The sequence below is a fragment of the Pseudorhodoplanes sinuspersici genome (genome assembly GCF_002119765.1).
GTDB lineage: Bacteria > Pseudomonadota > Alphaproteobacteria > Rhizobiales > Xanthobacteraceae > Pseudorhodoplanes > Pseudorhodoplanes sinuspersici.
Window position 1 is genome coordinate 5365746 of record NZ_CP021112.1, and the last position, 25222, is coordinate 5390967.

Below are 25222 nucleotides of genomic sequence, written 5' to 3' on the forward strand. Positions count from 1 at the left end.
CTTGGAGAACACCAATGAAACAGCTTCAACTTGGCAAAACCGGCCCGAAGGTGTCGGCCATCGGTCTTGGCTGCATGGGCATGTCGGGTATGTATGGCCCGTCCGACCGGCAGGAGGGCATTGCTACCATTCATGCCGCGCTCGATGCCGGCGTCACCCTGCTCGATACCGGCGACTTCTACGGCATGGGCCACAACGAGATGCTGATCGGCGAGGCGGTTAAAGGCATCGCCCGCGACACCTTCCAGGTCAGCGTCAAGTTCGGCGCGATGCGCGATCCCGGCGGCAACTGGCTGCGCTATGATGCGCGGCCGAACGCGGTGAAGAACTTCCTCGCCTATTCGCTGCAGCGGCTTGGGCTCGATTATATCGATATCTATCGTCCCTCGCGTCTCGATCCCGATGTGCCGATCGAAGACACAATCGGCGCCATCGCCGATATGGTGAAGGCAGGCTACGTCCGTCACATCGGTTTGTCGGAGATGGGAACGAAGACGATCCGCCGCGCCGCCAAGGTCCATCCGATCAGCGATCTGCAGATTGAATATTCGCTGATCTCGCGCGGCATCGAGGACGAGATCCTGCCGACCGTGCGCGAACTCGGCATCGGCGTCACGGCCTATGGCGTGCTGTCGCGCGGATTGATCAGCGGACATTGGAGGAGCAACGCGACAACAACCGCGGGTGATTTCCGGACCTATAGTCCGCGATTCCAGGCCGGAAATATCGATGCCAATCTCGCGCTTGTCGACGCGCTGCGGACGGTCGCCGAGGCAAAAGGCATCACTGTCGCGCAAGCGGCCATCGCCTGGGTCGCTGCACAGGGCGATGACATCGTTCCGCTTGTCGGCGCGCGCAAGCGCGATCGCCTCAACGAAGCGCTTGGCGCAGCCGAGGTGACACTCAGCAAGCAGGACATCGCGGCCATTGAACGCGCAGTGCCGAAAAACGCCGCGGTCGGTTCGCGCTATCCACAAATGGCGATGGCCGATCTCGACAGCGAGAAGTGATACTCAGACGTTGCCGACTGTTGGCGCTGTAAGACTTGCGGCCGTCGCGACGAGAATCTCCTTTGCGAGATTTTCGTCGTCGACGGCCCTCGCCAGCACCAGCGCACCGACCATGCCGGACAACGTCGTCATCGCCTTCTTGCGCTTCTCGGCTTTGGTTCGGCCCGGGACAATGTCGGAAAGAACGGCAAGATAATCGTCGACACCTTTGGCGAAAGCCGACCGCAACGGTTTGCCATGCCGGGCGGCGTCCGCGCCAAGTGCGACAAAAGCACATCCCTTCCCGATTTCCTTCCTGTGGCGGTCCGATAGATAAGAACCAACCAGTGCGGCGAGCGCATCGCCGGACGCCGCATCGGCCACAGCCGCCAGCTTGTCGCAGCTTTTTGACAAGGCGCGCGCGGAGGCTTCAGCCGCCAAAGCCTCCTTGGATTTGAAATGGCCATAGAAGCCGCCATGGGTCAGCCCGGCCTTTTTCATCAGGTCCGCCAGACCGATCCCGTCAAAACCATGCTCGCGGAACATCTCTCCCGCCACCTCGACAATGCGGCGCCTGTTCTTCTCGGCCTGTTCCCGGCTCACCTTCATCCGCAGCTCCGTCCACAAACGCTTGACTTTTATATGTCGGTCATCATGTATCTGCAATGCGGCGATGACGGTTGTAATAAGGACGCCGGCGATAGCGGCGGGGAGCAATGACCATGCGCTATGGAATCTTCTGCCAGCAGCGGCAAATATGATCAGCTAGACTTGCCCATCATCCCGGTCGCCTGAGCACAGTGAGGAGCCGTCATGCCGACACCGTCCGATCCCATCGTCATTGTCTCCGCCGTGCGTTCGCCACTTGGGCGCTTTCTCGGCGATCTGGCGCCGATGCAGGCCCATGCCCTCGGCGCACATGTCATCCGCGCCGCGCTGGATCGCGCGAATCTCGCGCCCGAAAAGGTCGACGAGGTGCTGATGGGCTGCGTGCTGCCGGCCGGACAAGGACAGGCGCCGGCGCGCCAGGCGGCGCGCGGTGCCGGTTTGCCGGATGCCACGGGCGCAACCACCATCAACAAGGTGTGCGGTTCCGGCATGAAGGCAACCATGCTGGCGCACGATCTGATTAACGCGGGCTCCGCCGATATCGTCGTCTCCGGCGGCATGGAGTCGATGTCGAATGCTCCTTACATGCTCGCGAAAGCGCGCGGCGGCTATCGCGTCGGACATGACCGAATCTTCGATCACATGATGCTCGACGGTCTCGAAGACGCATACGAGCCCGGCCGGCCGATGGGCGATTTCGGCGAAGTGGCGGTCGAAGCCTACCAATTCACGCGCGCCGACCAGGACGCTTATGCCGTCGAGACGCTGACGCGCGCGCGCAAGGCGACCGAGGACGGCTCGTTCAAGGCCGAGATTGCGCCGGTCACCATTGCCGCCAAAGGTGGCGACAAGATCGTCGAACATGACGAGCATCCGCTGAAAGTCTCGCCGGAAAAAATCCCGACACTGAAGCCCGCCTTCCGCACCGACGGAACGATCACCGCGGCTAGCGCATCCGCCAATGCCGATGGCGCCGCAGCGTTGATCCTGACACGCCGCTCGATTGCCGAGCGCGAAGGCCTGCCGATCCTCGCCGAGATCAAGGCGCATGCCACGCACAGCCAGGAACCGGCCTGGTACACCACCGCCCCCATTCCGGCGATCCGAAAAGTGCTCGAGAAGACCGGCTGGCGTGTCGGCGATGTCGATCTGTTCGAGATCAATGAAGCGTTTGCCGTGGTCGCCATGGCGGCTGCGAAAGAACTCGGCATTCCGCGCGACAAGCTGAACGTCAATGGCGGCGCCTGCGCACTCGGCCATCCGATCGGCGCGACCGGCGCGCGCATCATCGTGACATTGCTGCATGCCCTGGAACGGCAGGGTGCCAAACGCGGCATCGCCTCCCTCTGCATTGGCGGCGGTGAGGCGACCGCCATTGCGATCGAAAGGGTGCAATAAAATCCGACCGGCCGCCATGTTCTGACCTGTCGGGATCGATCGGTGCTGGCCGGCTGCTACCTTCTGCTCGCGGCACGAAGAGCGATGCCGAAAATTCAAGCAGACCGGTCAGGCCATCTGTGCTAAACGGAGGGCGAGTATAAGCGGTCAGGGCCATTGGTCCGGGACATTGCTCGGCAAGGATCGATTTTGTTCGCTCTGGAGCCCAGCATGCCGCGTCTCGCATCTTCCTTGAGAGTGTTGGCTCCATCCGCATCTTGCGTTTGTTCCCGAACGCAAGGGTTTGGTTGCGGCTCCACGACAGTTGATCTTTGCTTTCATCAATCATGGCAGCAGCCGAAACGATGAGACATGATCATGACCCAGACGGCAAAGAACTATTCACTTGAAGAACTGAACCTCGAAACCACCTTCGGAGGCATCGGCAAAACCAAGCACCGCGATGTCCCGCAAATCGATCTGGGCGATTTCGAAAAGCGCAAAGCCGAGATCGCCGACCAGCTCTGGAAAGCCTCGACCGAGATCGGCTTCTTCCAGCTCGTCAATCACGGCATCCCGCAGCAGCAGATCGATGAAGCCTTCGAGATGACCGAGCGGTTTTTCGCGCTGTCGCATGAAACCAAGGCCAAATATCCGCTGGGCAAGGGCACCAATGCCGGCTGGGAATACAAAAGCCAGGTGCGGCCCTCCACCGGCACAGCCGACAACAAGGAAAGCTATCAGATCACGCCGACACGCATGGCAAAGCTGTGGCCATCCGGCGAGGAACTCCCCGGCTTCAAGGCGGCGATGCTGGCCTTCGAGCGCGCGAACTGGGCGGTCGGCATGAAGGTGCTGTCCTGTTTCGCGCTCAAACTCGGATTCGCGCCGGATTTCTTCACCGAGGCGCACGATCCGCTGGCGCCGGATTATCAGAGCACGCTGCGGCTCTTGCATTATCTGCCGATGACCAATGCAAAGCCCGAGGACTATACCGGCTGGCGCGCCGGCGCCCACACCGATTATGACTGCCTCACCCTTCTGCATCAGCGGCCCGGACAAGGCGGCCTGCAACTCTGCCCCGGCAAGGAAGCGTCGGAGCTGGAATGGACCGATGTCGAGCCATTACCCGGCGTCATTACCTGCAATATCGGCGACATGCTGAAGCGCTGGAGCGACGATCAGTTACTGTCGACGCTGCATCGCGTGCGCATGCCGCGCGATGACGAGTATCTCGGACCGCGCTACTCGTTGCCGTTCTTTTGTCAGGCCAACATGAATGCGATCGTTCAGGGACCAAAGAAAATTTACCCGCCGATCACGGCGCATGATTATCTGCAACAGAGGATCGCGGCGAATTTCGCCGGATAAGATTTTGATCGCATCAGGGCGGAGCGGGCAAGTGCCACTCCGCCCGTTTTACTCGGAAAAGCTTGGTGGAAGCCACGTCGGCGGATTGGGCAGTCAGGCTGTCGTACTTGGCGAAGGCCGCACTTGGCGAAAAGCTGATGTCTTCGCACATGTGCACATCATTTATGCAGTCGCCCGAATGGGGGCGGCTTTGTAACTGCTTTTTTTCACGTCCGTCACATCCACGACATAAACCTTGATAGCGACGCAATCATCACCGCTTCGTGAAAGAGCGAAGTGATCGGCAGTTTTTGCGCGCAAAGCAGAAAAATCGTTATGTCGCAAATCCAACTGCACGACGCTTAGCTGCGTCAATGACATTTGCCGACTTAAACCTCCGTATAGCTTGGAACGCTTCGAAATCCTGAGCATTAGTTTGCGTTGTGAATAGTTGTTGTGGGTCGATGGACCCGCGCAAACAGATGAGAGATGCACATGGCACAAGCAGCGCGACGCGTTGAACACGGCATCCCTACCCCCGCTAAACATTCAATAAAAATCGTCATCAATGGTCAGGAGACACAGCTCGAAGTGGCTCCGTGGACAACATTGCTCGACGCATTACGCAATCATCTCGAACTGACGGGCACCAAGAAAGGCTGCGATCATGGCCAATGCGGCGCCTGTACCGTGCTGGTCGACGGCCGTCGCATCAATTCCTGCCTCACCCTCGCCGTCATGAAGGACGGAGCCCAGGTGACCACGATCGAAGGCCTGGCAACCGATGATGCCCTGCATCCCCTGCAACAGGCCTTTATCGACCACGACGCTTTCCAATGTGGCTATTGCACGTCCGGTCAGATCTGTTCGGCCGTCGGATTGATTGCGGAAGGCAAGGCGAAGACGGCCGATGAAATTCGAGAGTTGATGAGCGGCAATCTCTGCCGCTGCGCCGCTTATCCAAACATCGTCGCGGCCATCCAGCAAGCGATGGGGGCGTCATGATCAATTTCGAATATACACGCGCCAACAACATCTCCGACGCGGTTCGCCAGATCGCGGCCGACTCGAGCGCCAAGTTCATCGCAGGCGGGACCAATCTGCTCGATTTGATGAAAGAAGATGTCGAGCAGCCGACACATCTCATCGATATTTCGCATCTGCCGCTCACGAAAGTGGAGGAAAACACAGACGGCGGCTTGCGGATCGGCGCGTTAGTGCCGAATTCGGACCTCGCCTGGCATCCGCTTGTGGCAAAGCGTTATCCCGTGCTCGGAAGCGCAATCCTGGCTGGCGCTTCGGCACAGCTGCGCAACATGGCCTCCACCGGAGGCAACCTGATGCAGCGGACACGCTGTTTCTATTTCTACGATACGGTGACACCCTGCAACAAGCGCGATCCCGGCAGCGGCTGTTCGGCGATTAAAGGCCTCAACCGCATTAATGCCATTCTCGGCACGAGCGAGGCATGCATCGCCACCCATCCCTCCGATATGTGCGTGGCGCTGGCCGTGCTCGATGCCAAGGTGCACGTGACCGGACCATCCGGTGATCGCACTATTGCCCTCACCGATTTCCATCGCCTGCCCGGCGATACGCCGCAGCGCGATACCAATCTCAACCCCAACGAGATCATCACGGCCATCGAGCTTCCGCCGCAAGGCTTCAGCAAGAACTACACCTACCTGAAAATCCGCGACCGTCTGTCCTATGCCTTCGCGCTGGTATCGGTTGCGGTCGGGCTGGAGATGGACGGAAAGACCATCCGGCAAGCGAGGTTCGCCGTTGGCGGTGTCGCACACAAGCCTTGGCGAGACCAATCCGCAGAAGCGCTGCTGAACGGGCAGCAGGCTACGCCGGAAACCTATAGGCGCGCTGCCGACCACCTGCTGCGCGATGCCAAGGGTTACGGGCACAACGACTTCAAGATCGAACTGGCCCGCCGTACCATCGTGCGCGGGCTAACACAGGCGGCAAACGGTACGCCGCAATCGCAATCCAACAAGAAGATTGCATGAGCAGAGAATGGCACCACCCGTTGCTCCCAATCGTCCGCATGCACGCGGCATCAGCCGCCGGCACGTTCTGCAGGGAGCAATTGCGGTCGGTGCATTGAGATATGGACACGCCGATGCTGCCCAATCTGCAGCACTCCCGGAACGAAACAGCCAGATGAGCAAGCCCATGACCGCGTATATCGGCACTCCGACGTCCCGCGTTGACGGCCGCGCCAAAGTCACCGGCGCTGCAAAATATGCCGGGGAATTCAGCGCTCCGGACCTTGTCCATGCCAGCATCGTTGCGTCCGCGATCGCAAAAGGCCGGATCATCAGCATCGACATCAGCCAGGCCATGGATGTCGACGGCGTGATCGCCATCCTGACGCATCAGAACCGGCCGGCGATGGCCGACAATGACGAGGCCTACAAGGACGATGTGGCGCCTGAAAAGGGCTCACCATTCCGCCCGCTCTACGATGACAGGATCTTGTTCAGCGGCCAGCCGATTGCGCTGGTGCTGGCCGAAGATTGGGAGACGGCGCGCTATGCGGCTTCGCTGGTGCGCGTCAAATACAACGCCGAACAGCCTGTCACCGATCTGGCTCGCGCCCGTAAAGACGCCTTCGCCGTCGATGAGCCCGCAAAACCGCGCGGCGACGCTGCCAAGGCCTTCGCAGCGGCCGCTGTGCGTCACCAGGGCGAATATTATGTGCCGATCGAACACCACAATCCGATGGAGCCGTTTGCCTCGACCGTGCGATGGGAGGGCGACGGCAAGCTGACGGTCTATGACAAGACGCAAGGCGTGCAGAACGTCCAGCGCTATCTCTGCGGCGTGTTCAGTATGAATCCGGACGATGTACGCGTTGTTTCGTCCTTCATGGGCGGAGGATTTGGCTCAGGATTGCGGCCGCAATATCAGGCTGTGCTCGCGGTTCTTGGCGCGCGCGCATTGAAGCGCTCGGTCCGGGTCGTGCTGACACGCCAGCAGATGTACTCGCTCGGCTACCGGCCCGCGATGATCCAGAAGATTCAGCTTGGTGCAAAAGCTGATGGCACGCTCGATGCGGTCACGCATGATGCAGTTACCGTGACGTCGCAATATGAAGACTTCCACCGGAACGAAACGACCTGGTCGGGCCTTCTTTATAAAAGCGAGACGGCGAGATACGAACATAAACTTGCCCGGCTCGATCTTCCGACATCGGCCGACATGCGCGCGCCCAGCGCGACAACCGCGGTTTATGCTCTTGAATCGGCCATGGACGAGCTCGCAGTCGCACTCAAGATCGATCCTCTTGAACTCAGGCTGCGATGCTACTCCGATCGCGATCAGACAACCGGTTTGCCCTACAGCAGCAAGAACTTGCGTGAGTGCTATCGTCAAGGCGCGGAGGCATTCGGTTGGTCGAAGCGGAGCCCCGAGCCCCGGTCCATGCGGGACGGTACCGATCTCGTCGGATACGGCATGGCAAGCGGTATCTGGGAAGCGCTGCAGGTGCCGATCACGGTCCGCATCGCTTTGACGGCAAACGGCCATGCGCAAATCTCTTGCGCGACATCCGATATCGGCACCGGCACTTATACGATCATGGCGCAGGTCGCGGCCGATGCGCTCGGTCTGCCACTCGACAGCATCGACATCAAGCTTGGCGATTCGACGCTGCCGCAATCGCCGGTCGAAGGCGGATCGTGGATAGCGGCTTCTGTGTCGAACGCCATAGTGAATACCAGCAACGCCGTGCGTAACGAATTGCTGCGTCTGGCACAGCAAGATCCGAATTCGCCGCTTGCCGGCGTGAAGCCAGACGACACCGTTCTCATCAATGGCACGATTGCATCAAAAAAGGATGGCAATCACGCGGTTTCCATCGCCGATGCAATGCGGCACGGCGCCGTGGAGCGGATCGAACAGGAAAAGGCCACCGAGTTTCCAAATGACGGTAAGCACGCCCACAACACTCACTCGGCGATCTTTGCCGAAGTGCATGTGGACGAGCAGATCGGCGTCATCCGCGTCCCGCGCATCGTTTGCGCGGTCGCTGCCGGCCGCATTCTCAATCCCAAGACCGCGCACAGCCAGGTGATGGGCGGCGCCATCTGGGGCATGGGGGTTGCACTGCACGAAGAAACGCTGATCGACCATCGCTTCGGCCGCATCATGAATGCCAATATCGCCGAATATCATATCCCGGTGAATGCCGACGTCCATGACATCGATGTCATTTTTGTCGACGAGCAGGATGACATCGTCAATCCAATGGGCATCAAGGGATTAGGTGAAATCGGTATCGTCGGCGTTGCAGCCGCCATCGCCAATGCTGTCTATCACGCAACCGGCAAACGGGTGCGCGATCTGCCGATCACGCTCGATAAATTGCGCTGATCGCTGTGACGACAGACATTGAAAATCCCGACGGGATCAACCCGCCGGGATTTTCCTGCGATTTTGACTAGCGCGAGCGCTTTGCCGTTGCGCCCATCACACAGTCGTCCTCGGCCGCAACATACAACTGAACCCGGCTAGAGATGAGTTTCAGCCAGGGCGACAGATGGAATGCGCTCATCAGCGCGTACATCAGGACCATTCCGTTCAGCGGTAACGCATCGAGCGCTGTCGAGCAGAGCATGTCCGATCCGCCGCTACCAAGGACACCGGTCAGCAATCCCATGAATGCAAAGGCTGGCGCAGCCGCAAGGCTCAGCCAATCGGCAGCGCTAAGCAAGATGGCGCTGCCGCTTTCATACCGTTGTACGCCGGAGGCGCATCCGCTGAGGCGACCCTCGCTCATGGTTCTCTCCTGCAAAAAAAGCGCAACGCCGCGACGCTACTTGTCGCGATTTCGGAATGCCGCCTCGCCGGCGTCTGAGATCTCGACCCATTTCGGGTTTGGCGCGGCTTCTGCCGCGTAGTTGTCGTGCCAGTTCCACCACTTGTATGTAGGCGTCTGGGGATACCCTTCCGGCGAGTCCTCCCAGACCTCCTGACGGCCGAGCGGAGTGATATCGAGGTAATTCCACGTGCTTCCCATCGCCTCGTCGCCGCGGTTGTTGATGAAGTAGGTGCGAAACACACGGTCCCCATCGCGGATGAACACGTTATGGCCGTGCCACTGATCCACGCCGAAATCGGCGTCGAAGCTGTCGGTGATGGTGTACCAGGGCATCTGCCATCCCATCCGTGCCTTCAGGCGCGCGATATCCGCTTGGGGTGCGCGCGACGCAAACACGAGAGTGGTGTCGCGGGCGTTCAGATGGGCCACATGGGCGACCTGATCGGCCACAAGGGAGCAGCCGCGGCAGGCATGCTCGGGCCAGCCGAACACCCCGGGTTCGAAGAAGGCGCGGTAGACGATCAATTGACGCCGGCCTTCAAACAGGTCGAGCAGGCTGGCTTTTCCGTCAGGCCCCTCGAACGTATATGTCTTCTCCACGGCCATCCACGGCATCCGCCGGCGCTCCGCAGCCAGCGCGTCCCGGGCGCGGGTCATCGCCTTTTCCTTCACGAGCAGTTGCTCGCGCGCGGCCTCCCACGCCTGCTGCGACACGACCGGCGGTGTGTTCATTGCGCCCCGCGCCGCCAACCGACCTTCGTCTGTCCTAGTGGTGTGCTTTGCCATCGTTTTCTCTCCATTGGCGCACATCAGCGTTCGTTTCCGACACAGCGTGCTGGTTGATCGTCGTGAGATAAACTAGGACTTGGTATCGAATGGTGAGAGTGACAATTCTGGCGGGATTTGCATGGACTCGCTGATCACGGCTGCGGCGCGTGCGCTGGCCGCGGGCGACCCGCTCGGCGCGCTGAACCGGGTGGCCTTGCGCGAGGACGCGCCTGCGCTGGCGCTGCGTGGTATCGCGATGGCGCAGCTTGGCGATTTCGATCGCGCCAAGATCCTGGTGCGACGCGCGGCGCGCGCCTTCAGTCCCAAGGAGGCCGTCGCCCGCGCGAGATGTATCGTCGCCGAGGCCGAAATCGCGCTCGTCTCGCGCGACCTCGGCTGGCGCGTGAAGGCACTCGACGCAGCACGGGCGACGCTCGAAGCGCATGGCGATCACGTGAACGCCGCGCATGCGCGCTATCTGGAGATCCGGCGTCTGCTCCTGATCGGGCGCCTTGACGAGGCCGAACGTTTCCTCGCCGAGCTTGATCCGACGCAGGTCCCACCCGCATCGACGGCCGCCCATGAGCTGATTGTTGCGGGCCTCGCGATGCGGCGCCTCCGCACGAAAGAAGCGCGCGCTGCACTCGCTCGGGCCGAGCGCGCCGCGCTTCAAGCAAGGATTCCCGCGCTGAAGGGGGAAGTCGAAAGCGCGTTTCACCTGCTCAACACACCCGCCGCGCGCCTGATTGCGCGTGGCGAGGAGCGGCCCCTCCTCCTTGAGGACGTCGAAGCCTTGCAAACATCGAAAGCGTTTGTCGTCGACGCATGCCGGCATGTCGTGCGCGATGCAAACACCTTTGTCTCACTTGCACGGCGTCCGGTGTTGTTCGCGCTCGCACGCGCGCTGGCCGAAGCCTGGCCCGCAGATGTGCCAAGGGCGACGCTCATCGCGCGGGCATTTCGCGGAAAACACGCCGATGAATCGCACCGCGCGAGGTTGCGCGTTGAAATGGGGCGGCTTCGCGCGGTGCTGAAAAAACTGGCCGGCGTGAATGCAACAAAGCAAGGCTTTGCTCTGACGCCACGTAGCGCGCGTGAGGTCGTCGTCTTGGCACGTCCGGTCGAAGAGCAGCATGGGGCGGTGCTGGCCTTCCTGACCGATGGTGAATCGTGGTCGAGCTCGGCATTGGCGCTTGCGCTTGGCGCCAGTCAGCGCACCGTGCAACGGGCACTTGACGAGCTGTCGGCAGCAGGCAAGGTGCAGTGGTTTGGCCGCGGGCGCGCGCGCCGCTGGATGACCCCGCCGATGCCAGGCTTTACGACGACGTTGTTGCTCCCGGCTCCGCTGCCGAGTGATTAGAGCGTGGCTCGATCAGTAAGCCACCTCCGCTGCCATGATCGCGACGACCTTGTTACTCCCAGCGCCACCGGCCAAACGATAAGTATCCTCACAGCAAACGTCGAAAATCGATCACTCGGCGTGAGCAAGTCAATTTCAACGCCACGAGGAGAACATGAAACAATCAGCAGCCGAAATCCTTCGCGAATATGGCCCCTTTCCAGATATCGCCCAAGTGCATGGGCTTACGTTTGACGGCGAGAATGTCTGGTTTGCGTCCGGTGACAAACTGAATGCATTGGATCCTGAAACCGGAAAAACGGTACGTTCAATGGATGTCGCCGCGCATGCAGGAACGGCCTTTGATGGTCAGCACCTGTTTCAGATTGCCGAGGATCGCATCCAGAAGATTGATCCGAAAACCGGAGATGTGCTCACCACGATCCCGGCTCCCGGCGGTGGGGATTCAGGTCTCGCCTGGGCCGAGGGCACGCTCTGGGTCGGACAATATCGTGACCGGAAGATTCATCAGATCGATCCTGAAACCGGCAAGATCCTGCGCACCATCGAGTCCAAACGCTTCGTCACCGGCGTGACATGGGTCGATGGCGAGCTCTGGCACGGCACCTGGGAAGGCGACGAAAGCGAATTGATGCGGATAGATCCTCAAACGGGAGAGGTGCTGGAGAAGCTCGACATGCCACCCGGCATGGGTGTGTCGGGGCTTGAGTCCGACGGCGGCGATCAGTTTTTCTGCGGTGGTGGAAACAGCGGAAAAGTCAGAGCCGTGCGCCGACCCAGGCGATGATCTGCAACCCTAGATCACGATGATTTTGGATCGAATCGATCCAAAATCATAAACGTGATTGAGACCAATACATTAGAGTATGATGCCGCGCATCATGCTCTAGCATGGAGCTTTGCTATCCATGCATTACGCGACCATCGGCATCATCATCCTTCGGTCGGCCGAGGTCCGGTATAGCGGAGAATCCACACTCCCTGGTTCTTGTCGCTGATATAAATGAAGCCGCGCCGATCCACGACCACGTCCTCTGTCTGCAACACCAGCTTGTCTTCCGGCATTGGTCCATAGCGCCGTGTCGGTTCCGGCGGAATGAAATAACCGACCTCGCGCGGAAGCCGCGTGTTCGAGACGTCGTAGACTCTCAATCCCGCATTGAAATGCGCGATGTAGAACAAGTCGCCCTGTTTCTCGACATCCGGATGATGCTGGTGGTGGTTGATATTATGCGGTCCGCGCCAGCCTCCGCGCGTCGTGAAATCGGCATAAGGCGCGCCTTCAGGCGGTATCGGCTCGGGTAGCAGCGACAGCAGGAAGGGGTCGGCAGGATCCGAAATATCGACGATCGATGCATGATGCATCGGGCCGCGACCATAGGTGACGTTCTCCGAATTCGCGAAGGCAATGCCGCGCTCTGGAATTGGCAAGACGCCATGCACACCGAAGCGTGAATGAAAGGGCGGGCTGAAACTCAGGTTGCCGATCTGCTTCGGCTTGGAGACATCACTGATATCCAGCACGACGATGCCGGCAGCGCCATAAGGCAGATAAACAAGATCGCCGACGACATAAGGAGGTCCATGCAGGGACACGTCCTCGCCCGCGCTGGCACAGAACGCGCCACACATGCATTGCGGCCGCAGGCGCAGTTTGTAGCGATCGGATTTATTTTGCTCGGTTGAGTCCGCCGCGGGGACTGCGAGGCTTTCGCCTTTTGCCTCGTGCTGTCCAGGTACCCACCAACGTCCGGCCTCGCGTGGGTTGGAGCGATCGGAGATGTCGAGGATGACATAGATGTTGCCCTTGTATCCGGGCATGCCGGCGGCGAGATGGACATAACGCCCGCCGGGATAGAGGTTACGATGGGTGCCGTTGCCGCCGGTGCGATAGTGGCCGAGTTGTTTCGGATTGATGGGATCGGCGATGTCCCAGATCAGAACTCCTTCGCCGAAAGGGGCATCGGGGTCGCCGCCGAAATTTGCGAACGGCTTTTCGAGTGCCGTCACCATCGTGTCGCCGGAAAGATCGATCTGTAGCGTCCATGTATTCGTGCCGGGATAGGGTACGAATTTGACGACTTCGGGTTTGGCCGGATCGGTCACATCGACGATGCTCCAGCCCGAGTGCCAGAAATGCCCCGTATAAAGAAACCAGCGTTCTCCCACCTGCCTGATGGCCATCTTGAACGCCGGGCGGTGGTCGAGATCGGTATAGCCGACGGCCTCGACGTTGTGAGCGAATGCGCCAACCGGTGCCGGTGAGGATGCGGGAGCCCGCTGGGCGCCCGCGTCGGCGACCAGGCCGGACTGAGACGCGGCCACAACCGCCGCACCGGTCAGCGGTACCTTCAGCATCTGGCGTCGCGATATCTTTGAATCCTTCAAGATTCCAGCCTCCCTGCTTTGGTGCCTTTCCAAATTCTGCAGGTATCGATATTTTCCGTCCAATATCGTTTCGGCGCTGAATAATTCGATTTTGGAAATTCAAGCCATGGACCACAAGCTGATGCAGTCGTTCGTGACCGTCGCGGAAGAGCTGCATTTCGGGCGCGCCGCAGCGCGCCTGCACATATCCCAACCGCCGCTCACCAAGCAGATCCAGCAGCTGGAACAGGCGATCGGCGTGCGCCTGCTGGAGCGTACAAAGCGCAAGGTTGAACTGACTGCAGCGGGGCGCGTGTTTCTTGATGAGGCGCGGGCTGTTCTTCATCAGACGGGCCAGGCCGTCGCGCTTGCGCGCAAAGCCGATCGTGGTGAAACCGGCCATCTGTCGGTCGGCTTCATCGACGCGGCCATCTACAGTGTCGTGCCCTCTATCGTGCAGCGCTTTACCGAACGCTACCCCGAGGTCGAACTGAGCCTGACCGATCTACGCATTCCCGACCAGGTCAAAGCGGTGGCCGAGCGCCAGTTGGATGTCGGCTTCATTCATCCTCCCATCAGCCATAAATCCCTCCGCGTCGAAAGCATATTGGTCGAACCGCTGATCGTGGCCGTTCCGGAGACACATCGCCTCGCCAGGGAGACCGAGATCACGTTGTCCGACCTCTCCTCCGAGCCGCTGATCCAATTCCCACGCAGCATCAATCCTTCGCTTTACGACGAGATTGCCGGCCTGTGCCGGTCCTCCGGCTTCAGTCCAAGGATTGTCAGGGAGGCAACGCCGAAGCAGACGATCATCGGACTTGTATCGGTAGGGCTTGGTGTTTCGCTGCTGCCGGCATGTCTGGAAAACCTCCGCCGCGCGGGCGTCGTTTATCGACCGATCCGGGGACGGACTCTGTCTATCGACACCTCGATCATCTATCGACGAGAGGAGCCGTCACCAGTGCTGAAGGCCTTCCTCGATATCGTGCGCGAAACGACGCAGACAGAAGTGAACCAGACGGTGAGCCCTGCACAGGGCAGCGTGCCGGCTTTCGAAGTGTCGAGGAACGCCGCCGAGTGAACGAACCAATTCCCAAAAGCAGGCGACCAACCATAGTCAAACTCATATGCCGGGATAGGCGTGTCTTGTGTTTAGCGGCGTTCGGGTGGGCGTGAATCACTCCCACTCGATCATTTTGAGCCAGTGAACGTGCTGATTTTTCAGCGCATTTTTTCCGCGCATGTTCAAGGACCGATCCTCCGATCCGTCAGAAATTTGCGCTCTTGAATTCAAAGGAGAATTTCTGCGATTTGGATTCTGCTCGGTTTCAGCGACTATCGCCAACGATCGGTCGATTTTTTGAAGTTCAACAAACGAAACGCAGGAGGAGCTCGCTGAGAAAAGACTGTCACGTCCAGCGGAAAGCCCAGCCGATGCCCAGCTGACTGTCAGGCGGGGCATCCCTGACGCGACGGGATCACCATGTCGCCAAGACCGACGACACCACGACCATAATCGTGGATTCTGTTACCCGGCAGATAGTCGGCCTCATCTCCGCGATCGAGGCCGGCGAGAGCGACGGTATGACAGCGCTTGGCACGACAGGTCCCGGACCTGCCAACGCGGGTTCAGGCAGCACTACCCATAGCCCAGCGCCGTATGAAGCGAGGAAGGCGACAGGCGATGATCTCTCGGCCGGATGCAGGAACAATTCGTGCCCGACCAGCGTTTCTTGATATACCACCCGGCCGGATGGGCCGGGCCCGTCGTGCTTGTTCTTCCCGGCCTCACGGTGACGCCTGAGGCCGGTTTTTTTCCACAAGCTATTATTTCTCGATGTCTTGCGGTTGTATCAATCGCCTAAGACAATCTTTGAGTTGCCCTCCGGCAGCCCTGGACTTGACACTCAGGGGAATGCCCCGGCGTCTCACGAGCGCGGCGCCGGGGTCCCAAGCTGCCTGTCTTCCAGCAGCGATGTGTGTGACGAATCGCCCCGTCGTCAGGAAACCTCACCCATCAGCATTTAAAATTTGCCTGCATCCGAGAACCCTAAAGCCGGCAGTGTAGCGGTGCCACATCATATCAAAGCGGTTCCCAACGAGATGCTCCTCTACATGATCGAAGCGCGTGACAACGGCGTCATTGGGCGAGTAATCGTCCGGATCAGCCGAGCAGGCCAGCCCCCACTACCGCTCGATTATGGCGGGCCGAAGTAACATTGGGCGAACCGACCGCTGCACGCCCACAATGCCTGCCATCCATTCGGCCGGGCGCACAGCAAAAGATGGATCCCGCATGCTGCCGAGTTCATTCCTGAAAGTCCTCTCGCTTATTTGCATGGTTGCGTTCGCCGGTCCGGCCGCAGCTCCGACCGCCAGGGCACAAGCTGCGAGCCAATCCAGCCCAACAGTATCTGACTCCACGCCGTCCGCTGGACCGAAGGCACCGTCACCGATGTCGAGCGAGCAGCGTAAGGACCTGCAGGCGCTGATCGACACGCTTAACAATGACCAGGCCCGCGGCGAATTGATCGCTCGGCTGCGGACGCTCGTAGAACCGCAGAACAATGCGACGCCGCAGTCCACGGACCGAAAGGACTGGCTATCGGGCGTGGCTGAGTCGCTCGGCGCCTTCTCGACGTCTGTTATCCTCGTGTTGGCTGGCGAGATGGAGCATCTGCCCGATCAGATCCAAACCATCCTGCAAAATCTGTCCGATCCGGCCGTGATCAATCGCATTGGCTGGATGCTCGCCACGATCGCTGCGATCTTGGTGGCAGCTCTGCTTGCTGAATGGCTGACCAAGCGGCTTTTGGCGCCATTCCGTAGGGCCGTGGAGGCTCGCTCCATCAGCAACCGCCTCGTCGACCGTGGCGTCCTTCTCGGCATCGGTACGGTCCTCGACGTGCTGCCGATCGTCGCGTTCGCCGCGGTCGCCTTCGGCATTCTGGCACTGGTTGAGACAAGCTTTCTCATCCGGCTCGCAGTGCTCGCGGTGATCAACGCTATTGTCCTGTCGCGTGCGATCATTGCTATCGGGCGCATGGTGCTTGTTCCCGACATACCCGGCCTTCGCCTCTTCCCGATGAAAGATGAAAGCGCCGCCTATAGTTTCGTTTGGCTCAAGCGCTTCACCTATACCGCAGTCTACGGTTATTTCCTGTTACACGCCGCTTGGCTCCTCGCTCTGCCCTATGCGGCCTACGTTTTCCTGAGTCATCTCCTTGCATTGCTTATCGCCGGAATGAGCATTGTGTTCATTCTTCAGATTCGCGGTGCCGTCGCCGGTAAACTTCGCGGGCCGGAAGTGCCGGCAGTCGGCTTCGCGCGACTCCGCAACCAGGCTGCGGACTTCTGGCACATCCTGGTCATTGCCTACGTGGTGGCAGTCTATTTCGTCTGGGCACTGAACTTGCCGGGCGGATTCGCCTTTCTCGCGCGTGCCTCGTTCTTGTCGGTGCTCGCTGTCATTCTGGCGCGAGTGGTGATGCTCGGCGCGATGCGGCTGTTCGATACGATCTTCACACTGAACGACGAGACGCGCAGAAGATACCCGTTGCTCGAGGCACGCGCGAACCGCTACCTGCCCGGGCTCCGGAAGGTCCTACGGGGTGCGGTCATCGCCGTCTGCGCTCTGGTGCTTTTGCAAATTTGGGGTGGAGAACCATTCCAATGGTTCGCATCGCCGAACGGCCAGCACACACTCGGGCGCTTGATCTCCATAGCCATCGTGGGCGTAGCCGCGTTGGTCGCCTGGGAAGTGGGAACGATATTCGCTGAACGCCTTGCCCTGCGCAACCCAGGCTCGTCGCGCCTCAGTACGCTGCTGCCCTTCCTGCAGAACGCCTTCCGGGTCGTGCTTCTCACGATCGCGGTCCTGATCGTGCTGTCGGAGATCGGCGTGAACATCGCGCCGCTTCTCGCCGGCGCCGGGGTGGTGGGCCTCGCCGTTGGCTTCGGTGCCCAGACATTGGTCAAGGACATCATCACTGGCATTTTCATCTTGACGGAGAACACCATCTCCGTCGGGGACGTCATAGAGGTGGGGTCGCACAGCGGCCTGGTCGAAAAGATCAGCATCCGTACCGTCCACTTGCGCGATTTCGACGGCAATCTGCATTCCATCCCGTTCGGCGAGGTGCAGACCGTCAAGAATATGTCGAAGCTCTTCGCTTATGCAGTCGTCGACGTGACCGTCTCCTATCGTGAGAACATCGACGAAGCGCTTGCCGTGATGGCCGAGGTCGGCAACGACATGGTGAAGGATGGTCCGCTGGCGAGCACGATCATCGCGCCATTCGAAGTGATCGGCGTTGAAGGTCTCCAGGATTCGGCCGTCTGGCTCCGGGGCCGGTTCAAGACGCGCCCACTCGGTCAATGGAACGTCAAGCGCGAGTTCTACCGGCGCATCAAGGCTGCCTTCGACGCACGCGGCATCGAGATTCCATTCCCCCACCGCACGATCTATCTCGGCACAGACAAAAAGGGCTCGGCGCCGCCGCTTCATGTCGTGAACCAAAACACGGCAACCGGCCAGCGGCGCGACGCCGAGACCAAGGCTGCCAAGACGGCACGCGCGGCCAAAGCGGCCGGCCCTGTCGTCGAGGAACATCCAGGGGCTCGCGAACATAGCGAGGCCAATGAAGACGAACTCACGTAAAGGCGCGTCTCGGTGAACGGAATGCGCTCGACCAGTCGACGACGTCCACGTTCGGGGCGCGCGGATAGCCGTAGCGCGCGATCCGCTACATTGCACCTTGAACCGTGCTGTCGCGCCCTCGGAGCGGGTGGGTTTTGAGGTGTCCAGTTTAGCCGGGAGTGTCCAGTTTGCACTGCCAGCGGTATCCAGTTCACCTTTATCAGAAGGCCCCGCAGGCGGCAGCGGCGGAATAGTCAGAGCCAGCGGCGAACCTCGGCCTTGTAGCGGCGGTAGTCGTCGCCGAACTTCGCTTCGAGATAGCGCTCCTCGCGGGCGATCACCTGCGTCTGGATCGCGATCAGCACCAACGGGAGCAAGGCGAAGGCGATCGGCCCGTCGAAGCCGATCGCAAGGCCGGCATAGATAAGCGCCATGCCGAGATACATGGGATTGCGGGTCCACCGATAAGGACCGGTCGTTGCGATGAGAGTCGTTGGCTGCGACGGCGGAACGTTGGTGCCCAGCCGCCGGAACAGCCCCGCCGCCGCAAGCATCATCGCCGCGCCGGCAACGAACAGCAGCGCGCCCGTCGCGACCAGCAACCGCCAGTCGATGCCGAAAGAGCGCAGGGGGACAAACCGCTCCGCCGCCAGCCCCAACAGCAGCGCTCCCAGATAGATGAAGGGCGGAGGGAAGCGCACACCCGCGCTGTCCGGTTCGACGGCCATGCTCATCCTCCAATCTCTGCTCAAACCAGCATCGATTGCTGAGCAAAGATACCCGCCATCGCGCCTTGCCATGTTGCCGTGGTGACCGCGGGGATTCCGGGGTTGGCGAGGTCGCCGGCGGCGTAGATGCCGGGCATGCTGGTTTGGCGGCGCTCGTCGGTCTTGAGGGCGATGCCGGTTGGCGTATCGACCGTGGCGAGGCCCAGTGTGTCATGCAAGCTTGCGGACGGCTTGGTACGCGGATGCGCGAACAGGATATCAACTGCGACATCGGGGCCGGTATCGATCTTGATGGTGGCACCATGGCTCCCGTGACGGGCGATCCCGGTGATCCGGCCATCAACGAGAGGTACCCGGCGGCCCGCCAGATCGGCCCGGATATGGGGCGGAATGTCGTGACCATCGGCGAAGACCGTCAGCCTGTCGGTCCAATCGTGAAACAGCCTGACCTGATTCATCGACTGCGGACCCGACCAGACAAGACCCCAATGCTGATCGGCCACTTCAAAGCCGTCGCAATAGGGGCACGGGATGACGGATGTGCCCCAGTTTTCAGCATAGCCCGGAACATCAGGCATCTGGTCGACGACGCCATAGCTCAGGATCACGCGACGCGCATTTAGGGTTTCGCCGTCGCCAGTGAGAACGGAGAAATCGTCGATGCCGCCGGAGATGCTGTCGGCCCGGGCATTGACCAGCCTGATCGCGGGATAACGCGCCAGCTGCTGCCGCGCCTCTGCCAGGATGTCCAGCGGTGGCTTGTCATCGTGGCCGAGCACACCGTGCGAGCGGCCAGCGAAGCGATTGCGCGGCAGGCCGGTATCGAGAACGGTGACCTTGCGGCGCGCGCGGCCAAGCTGCAGCGCGGCGGCGAGACCGGCAAAGCTGCCGCCGATGATGATGACGTCATCCATGATGATGACCTCCGTGTTGTGGTTGGGCTGGGCCTGGCTTGCACATTTCGGATACTACATGGTATCGTAATTCGAGAATTAGGATACTGTCAAGTACTGGAAATGTCGTGACCGAAAACAGCCGAGGCCGGCGCGGCCGGCCCGCCAACCAGGCGCTTGGCCAAACGATTATCGACGCCGCGTGCGAACTCTTTGTGGAATTGGGTTTTCAAGCGACGACATTGGACAAGGTCGCTGAGCGGGCGAAGATCTCGAAGCTCAGCATCTATCGGCACTTCGAAAACAAGGAGGCGCTGTTCAGCGCGGCTATCGCGGCCGGCTGCCATCAGTTTACGCAGACCTTTTTTGAAGGCGTCGACGGTTCGGCCGAAGATCAGCTCATGGCGGTGGGATCATCCCTGCTTCGCACGCTGATGAGGCCGGAAGTCAGCAATGTCGAAGCCATGATCATGGCCGACAAGACGAATCAAAAGTCGCTAAGCAAGCTCCATTACGAGGCCCGCCCCGCCCATGTCATCGCCCAACTCGAGGCCCTGTTGCGTCAGCTACACGCGAAGGCGCTTCTGAATGTGCCCGATCCTCTCCGGTCCGCCCGCTTGTTTGCCGCGCTTTTCAAAGGATCCGATCTCCTGATTATCGCAGGCTTCGATCGGGCGAGAGCAGAGGACGACAGGGAAATCGAATCCTATTGCCGGTCGGCCGTCGCCATGTTCATCGCCGCGCACGGTGGCAACGACCACGCGGGCGGATAAGTACTTGATTGCTCCGGGCAGCTTGGCCGGGATGCGGTCGACGCTTCGCCGTTTCCCTTACTCCCACTCAATGGTGCCGGGCGGCTTTGAGGTCACATCATAGACGACGCGATTGACGCCCTTCACCTCGTTGATGATGCGCGTTGCGACATGGCCCAAAAACTTCATATCGAACGGATAAAAATCAGCCGTCATGCCGTCGGTTGACGTCACAGCGCGAAGCCCGAGCACATGCTCGTAGGTGCGGCCGTCCCCCATCACGCCAACGGTCTTCACTGGCAGAATCACCGCGAACGCTTGCCAGATCGTGTCATACAGACCGGCCTTGCGAATCTCGTCGATATAAATCGCATCCGCCTGACGCAGGATATCAAGCTGCGGCTTGCTGACCGCACCGGGGCAGCGAATGGCAAGCCCCGGTCCCGGAAACGGATGGCGTCCGACAAACACTTCCGGCAAACCGAGCTCACGGCCGAGTTCGCGCACTTCATCCTTGAAGAGTTCGCGCAGCGGCTCGACCAGCTTCATATTCATGCGTTCGGGCAAGCCGCCGACATTGTGGTGCGACTTGATCGTTACCGAAGGTCCGCCGGTGAACGACACGCTTTCGATCACATCCGGATAGAGCGTGCCCTGGGCGAGGAAATCGGCGCCGCCGATCTTCCTGGCTTCCTGTTCGAACACATCGATGAACAGCTTGCCGATGATCTTGCGCTTCTTCTCGGGATCGTCGACGCCGGCCAGCTCCTTCAGGAACAGGTCTTCGGCCTGCACATGCACGAGCGGAATGTTGTAGTGATCGCGGAACAGCTGCACCACCGTCTCGGCTTCGTTGAGACGCAGCAGACCATGATCGACGAAGACGCAGGTGAGCTGATCGCCGATCGCTTCATGCAGCAACACGGCCGCGACCGATGAATCGACACCGCCGGACAGACCGCAGATCACCCTGCCCTTGCCGACCTGTGCGCGGATCTTTTCGATCGCCTCTTCCTTGAACGCGCGCATGGTCCAGTCGCCGGTGAAGCCGGCAATCTTGCGCACGAAGTTGCGTAGCAGCGCCGCGCCTTGCGGCGTATGCACGACCTCGAGATGAAATTGCGTCGCGTAGAATTTCCGCTTGTCGTCGGCGATCACCGCGATCGGTGCGTTCGGCGATGTCGCAACGGTCCGGAAGCCCTCCGGCGGCACGGTGACGCGATCGCCGTGGCTCATCCAGACCGGATAGCTTTTGCCCTTCTCCCAGACGCCATCGAACAGCGGCGTCGTATCGTCGGTTACCGTCACTTCGGCGCGGCCGAATTCGCGGTGATGGCCACCCTCGACCTTGCCGCCGAGTTGTTGCGCCATCGCCTGTTCGCCATAGCAGATGCCGAGCACCGGCACGCCGGCGTCATAGATCGCGGGCGGGGCCAGCGGCGCACCCTGCTCGTGCACCGATGCCGGGCCGCCGGACAGGATCACCGCCTTCGGCTGCATCGCCTTGAACGCGTCTTCGGCCTTCTGGAACGGGACGATTTCGGAATAAACGCCGTCCTCGCGCACGCGCCTTGCGATGAGCTGCGTGACCTGCGAACCGAAATCGATGATGAGGAGTTTGTCGTGCTGGGGTGTCTGCGCCATGGCGGGTTTTAGAGACAGATTCTGACGGTGTCGAGCGGCTGATATGCTAGTTTTGCCGCAGGATGCTGACGAAAAATCCGTCGGTGCCGGTGCGGCGCGGGGTCATCAGCAACCCGTCCCCGGAGATAAGAGCTGCCTTGGTGAATAGATAGCCGCGCTCCCCAAGCACCGCCGCGACCCGGTCCGGCTTTTCCACGGAAAATGCAGGATGACGGGCCAGAAAGGCGCGGATTTGCGCGCCATTCTCCTCATCGAGCACCGAGCAGGTGATATAGGCGATGCGGCCGCCGGGCTTCAGCAACGGCACGGCGCGGTCGAGCACCGCCGTCTGATCCTTCTGCCGTATCTCCAGCGCGCCCGGCCGCATGCGCCATTTCGCATCCGGATTGCGCCGCCAGGAGCCCGTGCCGCTGCACGGCGCGTCGATCAGGACGAGGTCGATAACGCCCTTCAAATCCTCAAGAATTTCGGTCGAGCCACGGGGCGTGCGGACCTGAACGTTGCGGATACCGGCGCGCTCCAGACGGGCATGGATGGGCGACAGGCGGCGCTTGTCGGTATCGGTGGCAAAGATCTGGCCGGTATTTTCCATCATGGCTGCCAGCGCCAGCGTCTTGCCGCCTCCGCCCGCGCAAAGGTCGACGACCTGCTCGCCGGGCCTGGCTCCGGAAAACAGGGCCGCCAATTGCGAGCCTTCGTCCTGGATTTCGATGCCGCCCTTGATGAAGGACGGCTCGGACTGGATGGCCGGACTCCTGGACCCCGGCGCCACGACGATGCGCAGGCCGACGGGCGACCATCCGGTCGGTTCGGGATTGTACTCTGCGAGTTCTGCTGTCTCGCTGTCGCGTTCCACCTTCAGCGTATTGACTCGAAGGTCGAGCGGCGCGCGTGCAGCCAGAGCCGCCCCCTCCTCCACCCGCGCTTCACCGAAGACGGCGGCGAAGCTGCCATCGAACCATTCCGGATAATCACCGGCGATGTGCGGCGGTGCGTCGTCAAGGTTGGCCGCGGCGACGCGCTCGCGCTCGGCATCGCTCATCGGCTCGGGCGCAAAGCGTGCGCCGCTGAACAAGGCTGCAATGGCCTCCACGTCGAGCCCGCGTTCCAGCCGCAGCATGCCGAGCATGTTGGCCCGCGGCGTCACCTCGCCCATCACATAGGTGCTCGAGGCGCGGCGGCGCAGCGCGTCGTAGACGAGGCCTGCAATCGCCGCACGGTCGCTTGATCCGGCAAACCGGTGCGCCAGGCCCCAGTCCTTGAGAGCGTCGTTGGCAGGTCTGCGACGGGCTTCGATGTCGGTCAGAACCTCGATGGCGGCGGAAATACGGGCTGCAGGTGTCATCGCAGCCACCTAGAGGCAACGGCACCTCATGACAAGGGCCGATGCGTGCCTATCGCGTCTACGGCCAGGGCAGCGTCAGAATACGGACGATGTAGACGCCCCACATGATTATGAGAACCACGGCACCGACTGCATAGAATGCACCGCGCGTCGGCACATGATTGCTGGTGAGATGCACGCCGGCCTGAAGCACGCGCATGATCACGAAAATCCAAGCGAGGATTACGAAGATCAAATCGGCCTGTTTGGTGATCAGCGCCAGGATCGTCAGGACGTAGAACAGGACCGGCAATTCAAACTGGTTGGAAAAGGCGTGGCTCGCCTGCATGCATTGTCTTGGCCAGCCTTCATGCGTAACGGCGATATCCTGCCAGCGTGTCTGACCGGAGCGGAACGCATCTTGCCGTCGCACAGCCATCACGATGCCGATGGCGAATGTCAGGATCACCAGCACGAAGAGCGGCAGCAGCACCATTTGCACCGACATAACGATCTCCGGTCAGGTTGAGCGTTCGGCAACACGCACGAGCAGCTTTCCGAAATTCTCGCCGCGCAGGAGGCCGATCAGCGCGCGCGGTGCATTCTCGAAGCCGGCGACGATGTCTTCGCGGTACTTGATGCGACCGTCTTTCAGCCAGCCCGACACGTCGCGCTGGAAATCGTCATGCATCGTGGCGAAATCCGTCACCAGCAATCCGCGCACGGTGAGCCGCTTGGACAGGATCATGCGCCACACCGATGGCAGCTTGTCGGGACCGGCCGGCGGCGCCGTATCGTTGTAATGGGCGATGGTCCCGCAAATCGGAATCCGGGCGAAAGTGTTGAGCAGCGGCAGCACCGCATCGAGAACGGGACCTGCGACATTCTCGAAATAGATATCGATGCCGTTCGGGCAGGCGGTCGCGAGACGGCCCGGCAGATCGGGCGCTCGGTGATCGATGCAATCGTCAAAGCCGAGTTCATTCTTCACATAGCGGCACTTGTCGGCGCCACCGGCAATGCCGACGACGCGCAGCCCCTTGATCCTGGCAATCTGCCCCACCATCGCGCCGACTGCGCCCGAGGCCGCCGCAACGACAAGCGTTTCACCCGCTTTTGGTTTCCCGACTTCAAGCAGGCCTGCATAAGCGGTCATGCCCGGCATGCCGAGCACGCCGAGCGCGGTGGAGATCGGAACGAGCGATGGATCGACCTTGCGCAGGCTTGCGCCATCGGAGAGCGAATGCGTCTGCCAGCCGGTCCGGCCGAGCACGATATCGCCCACGGCAAATTTCGGATTGTTCGAGGCGATGACTTCGCTGACCGTACCGCCTTCCATCACGCCGCCAATCGGCACCGGCGCGGCATAGGACTTCGCATCGCTCATGCGCCCGCGCATATAGGGATCGAGCGACAGGAACAGCGTCCGCAGCAACACCTCGCCGGTGCCGGGCTGCGGCACGGCGAACTCCTCAAGCTGCAGATCGGTGGTTTTCGGCTCGCCGACAGGCCGTGAGGCGAGCACAAAGCGGCGGGCTGTTTCCGTCATTTACTTTTCTCCTGCGCTCCCACACCGTGTCGCGCA

At 60.8% G+C, this 25222-nt stretch carries 22 protein-coding genes; 11 read left to right on the forward strand and 11 right to left on the reverse strand.

Annotation, left to right across the window (positions count from 1 at the left end):
- Positions 1 to 14: 14 nt before the first annotated feature.
- A complete protein-coding gene (locus CAK95_RS26190; RefSeq protein WP_086090622.1) occupies positions 15 to 1010 on the forward strand; it encodes an aldo/keto reductase in 996 nt (331 codons plus the stop codon).
- A gap of 3 nt (positions 1011 to 1013) precedes the next feature.
- Here CAK95_RS26190 and CAK95_RS26195 read toward each other — a convergent pair whose 3' ends face one another.
- The gene (locus CAK95_RS26195) at positions 1014 to 1598 is read right to left on the reverse strand and encodes a TetR/AcrR family transcriptional regulator (protein WP_086090623.1); all 585 of its coding nucleotides are present in this window, start codon (positions 1596 to 1598) and stop codon (positions 1014 to 1016) included.
- A gap of 204 nt (positions 1599 to 1802) precedes the next feature.
- On the opposite strand from CAK95_RS26195, the gene CAK95_RS26200 reads away from it, so the two are divergent.
- Complete coding sequence (locus tag CAK95_RS26200) at positions 1803 to 2996, forward strand: acetyl-CoA C-acyltransferase (protein WP_086090624.1); 1194 nt, start codon at positions 1803 to 1805, stop codon at positions 2994 to 2996.
- Between the two features lie 357 nt (positions 2997 to 3353).
- Complete coding sequence (locus CAK95_RS26205; protein WP_086091677.1) at positions 3354 to 4346, forward strand: isopenicillin N synthase family dioxygenase; 993 nt, start codon at positions 3354 to 3356, stop codon at positions 4344 to 4346.
- Positions 4347 to 4508: 162 nt separating this feature from the next.
- On the opposite strand, the gene CAK95_RS29430 is transcribed toward CAK95_RS26205, so the two are convergent.
- Positions 4509 to 4706 (reverse strand): hypothetical protein, encoded by a 198-nt coding sequence (locus CAK95_RS29430; protein ID WP_147413544.1) that lies wholly within the window; start codon positions 4704 to 4706, stop codon positions 4509 to 4511.
- 114 nt (positions 4707 to 4820) lie between these two features.
- On the opposite strand from CAK95_RS29430, the gene CAK95_RS26210 reads away from it, so the two are divergent.
- The 3 genes from CAK95_RS26210 to CAK95_RS26220 all read left to right on the forward strand — a co-directional run bounded on the left by CAK95_RS26210 (position 4821) and on the right by CAK95_RS26220 (position 8711).
- On the forward strand, positions 4821 to 5330 hold the full coding sequence (locus tag CAK95_RS26210; protein WP_086090625.1) for a (2Fe-2S)-binding protein: 510 nt from the start codon (positions 4821 to 4823) through the stop codon (positions 5328 to 5330).
- Positions 5327 to 6343, forward strand: coding sequence for an FAD binding domain-containing protein (locus CAK95_RS26215; RefSeq protein WP_086090626.1), 1017 nt, complete (start codon positions 5327 to 5329; stop codon positions 6341 to 6343). The genes CAK95_RS26210 and CAK95_RS26215 overlap by 4 nt, the downstream gene beginning before the upstream one ends.
- Before the next feature lie 166 nt (positions 6344 to 6509).
- A complete protein-coding gene (locus tag CAK95_RS26220; RefSeq protein ID WP_086091678.1) occupies positions 6510 to 8711 on the forward strand; it encodes a xanthine dehydrogenase family protein molybdopterin-binding subunit in 2202 nt (733 codons plus the stop codon).
- A gap of 67 nt (positions 8712 to 8778) precedes the next feature.
- Here CAK95_RS26220 and CAK95_RS29670 read toward each other — a convergent pair whose 3' ends face one another.
- Both CAK95_RS29670 and CAK95_RS26230 read right to left on the reverse strand, forming a co-directional pair.
- Positions 8779 to 9117, reverse strand: coding sequence for a hypothetical protein (locus CAK95_RS29670; protein ID WP_183044184.1), 339 nt, complete (start codon positions 9115 to 9117; stop codon positions 8779 to 8781).
- A 36-nt stretch (positions 9118 to 9153) separates the two neighbouring features.
- A complete protein-coding gene (locus tag CAK95_RS26230; protein WP_245303528.1) occupies positions 9154 to 9945 on the reverse strand; it encodes a DUF899 domain-containing protein in 792 nt (263 codons plus the stop codon).
- A gap of 121 nt (positions 9946 to 10066) precedes the next feature.
- Here CAK95_RS26230 and CAK95_RS26235 point away from each other — a divergent pair, with 121 nt between their 5' ends.
- Both CAK95_RS26235 and CAK95_RS26240 read left to right on the forward strand, forming a co-directional pair.
- Positions 10067 to 11287, forward strand: coding sequence for a helix-turn-helix domain-containing protein (locus CAK95_RS26235; protein ID WP_086090628.1), 1221 nt, complete (start codon positions 10067 to 10069; stop codon positions 11285 to 11287).
- A gap of 154 nt (positions 11288 to 11441) precedes the next feature.
- Entirely contained in the window at positions 11442 to 12074 is a 633-nt protein-coding gene (locus CAK95_RS26240) for a Vgb family protein (protein ID WP_086090629.1), read from the forward strand.
- Between the two features lie 146 nt (positions 12075 to 12220).
- Here the strand turns inward: CAK95_RS26240 and CAK95_RS26245 are convergent, their stop codons facing one another.
- Positions 12221 to 13675, reverse strand: a complete 1455-nt coding sequence (locus CAK95_RS26245; RefSeq protein ID WP_183044185.1) for an LVIVD repeat-containing protein — start codon at positions 13673 to 13675, stop codon at positions 12221 to 12223.
- A gap of 106 nt (positions 13676 to 13781) precedes the next feature.
- Between CAK95_RS26245 and CAK95_RS26250 the strand changes: the two genes are divergently transcribed.
- Positions 13782 to 14738, forward strand: a complete 957-nt coding sequence (locus tag CAK95_RS26250) for a LysR family transcriptional regulator (RefSeq protein WP_086090631.1) — start codon at positions 13782 to 13784, stop codon at positions 14736 to 14738.
- 1374 nt (positions 14739 to 16112) lie between these two features.
- Positions 16113 to 18317, forward strand: a complete 2205-nt coding sequence (locus CAK95_RS26255) for a mechanosensitive ion channel domain-containing protein (protein ID WP_245303529.1) — start codon at positions 16113 to 16115, stop codon at positions 18315 to 18317.
- Between the two features lie 233 nt (positions 18318 to 18550).
- On the opposite strand, the gene CAK95_RS26260 is transcribed toward CAK95_RS26255, so the two are convergent.
- Positions 18551 to 19024, reverse strand: coding sequence for a methyltransferase family protein (locus tag CAK95_RS26260; protein ID WP_086090632.1), 474 nt, complete (start codon positions 19022 to 19024; stop codon positions 18551 to 18553).
- A 20-nt stretch (positions 19025 to 19044) separates the two neighbouring features.
- Positions 19045 to 19938: an NAD(P)/FAD-dependent oxidoreductase gene (locus CAK95_RS26265; protein WP_086090633.1), complete on the reverse strand. Its 894-nt coding sequence runs from the start codon at positions 19936 to 19938 to the stop codon at positions 19045 to 19047.
- 107 nt (positions 19939 to 20045) lie between these two features.
- Here CAK95_RS26265 and CAK95_RS26270 point away from each other — a divergent pair, with 107 nt between their 5' ends.
- On the forward strand, positions 20046 to 20690 hold the full coding sequence (locus tag CAK95_RS26270; RefSeq protein ID WP_086090634.1) for a TetR/AcrR family transcriptional regulator: 645 nt from the start codon (positions 20046 to 20048) through the stop codon (positions 20688 to 20690).
- A 57-nt stretch (positions 20691 to 20747) separates the two neighbouring features.
- Here CAK95_RS26270 and guaA read toward each other — a convergent pair whose 3' ends face one another.
- Genes guaA through CAK95_RS26290 form a run of 4 tightly spaced genes read right to left on the reverse strand, consistent with a single transcriptional unit; the run spans position 20748 to position 25186 of the window.
- The gene (gene guaA, locus CAK95_RS26275; protein WP_086090635.1) at positions 20748 to 22313 is read right to left on the reverse strand and encodes a glutamine-hydrolyzing GMP synthase; all 1566 of its coding nucleotides are present in this window, start codon (positions 22311 to 22313) and stop codon (positions 20748 to 20750) included.
- 46 nt (positions 22314 to 22359) lie between these two features.
- Positions 22360 to 23658, reverse strand: coding sequence for an RsmB/NOP family class I SAM-dependent RNA methyltransferase (locus tag CAK95_RS26280; protein ID WP_086090636.1), 1299 nt, complete (start codon positions 23656 to 23658; stop codon positions 22360 to 22362).
- A gap of 58 nt (positions 23659 to 23716) precedes the next feature.
- Positions 23717 to 24145, reverse strand: a complete 429-nt coding sequence (locus CAK95_RS26285) for an MAPEG family protein (RefSeq protein WP_086090637.1) — start codon at positions 24143 to 24145, stop codon at positions 23717 to 23719.
- A 12-nt stretch (positions 24146 to 24157) separates the two neighbouring features.
- The gene (locus CAK95_RS26290) at positions 24158 to 25186 is read right to left on the reverse strand and encodes an NADP-dependent oxidoreductase (protein ID WP_086090638.1); all 1029 of its coding nucleotides are present in this window, start codon (positions 25184 to 25186) and stop codon (positions 24158 to 24160) included.
- Positions 25187 to 25222: the final 36 nt, after the last annotated feature.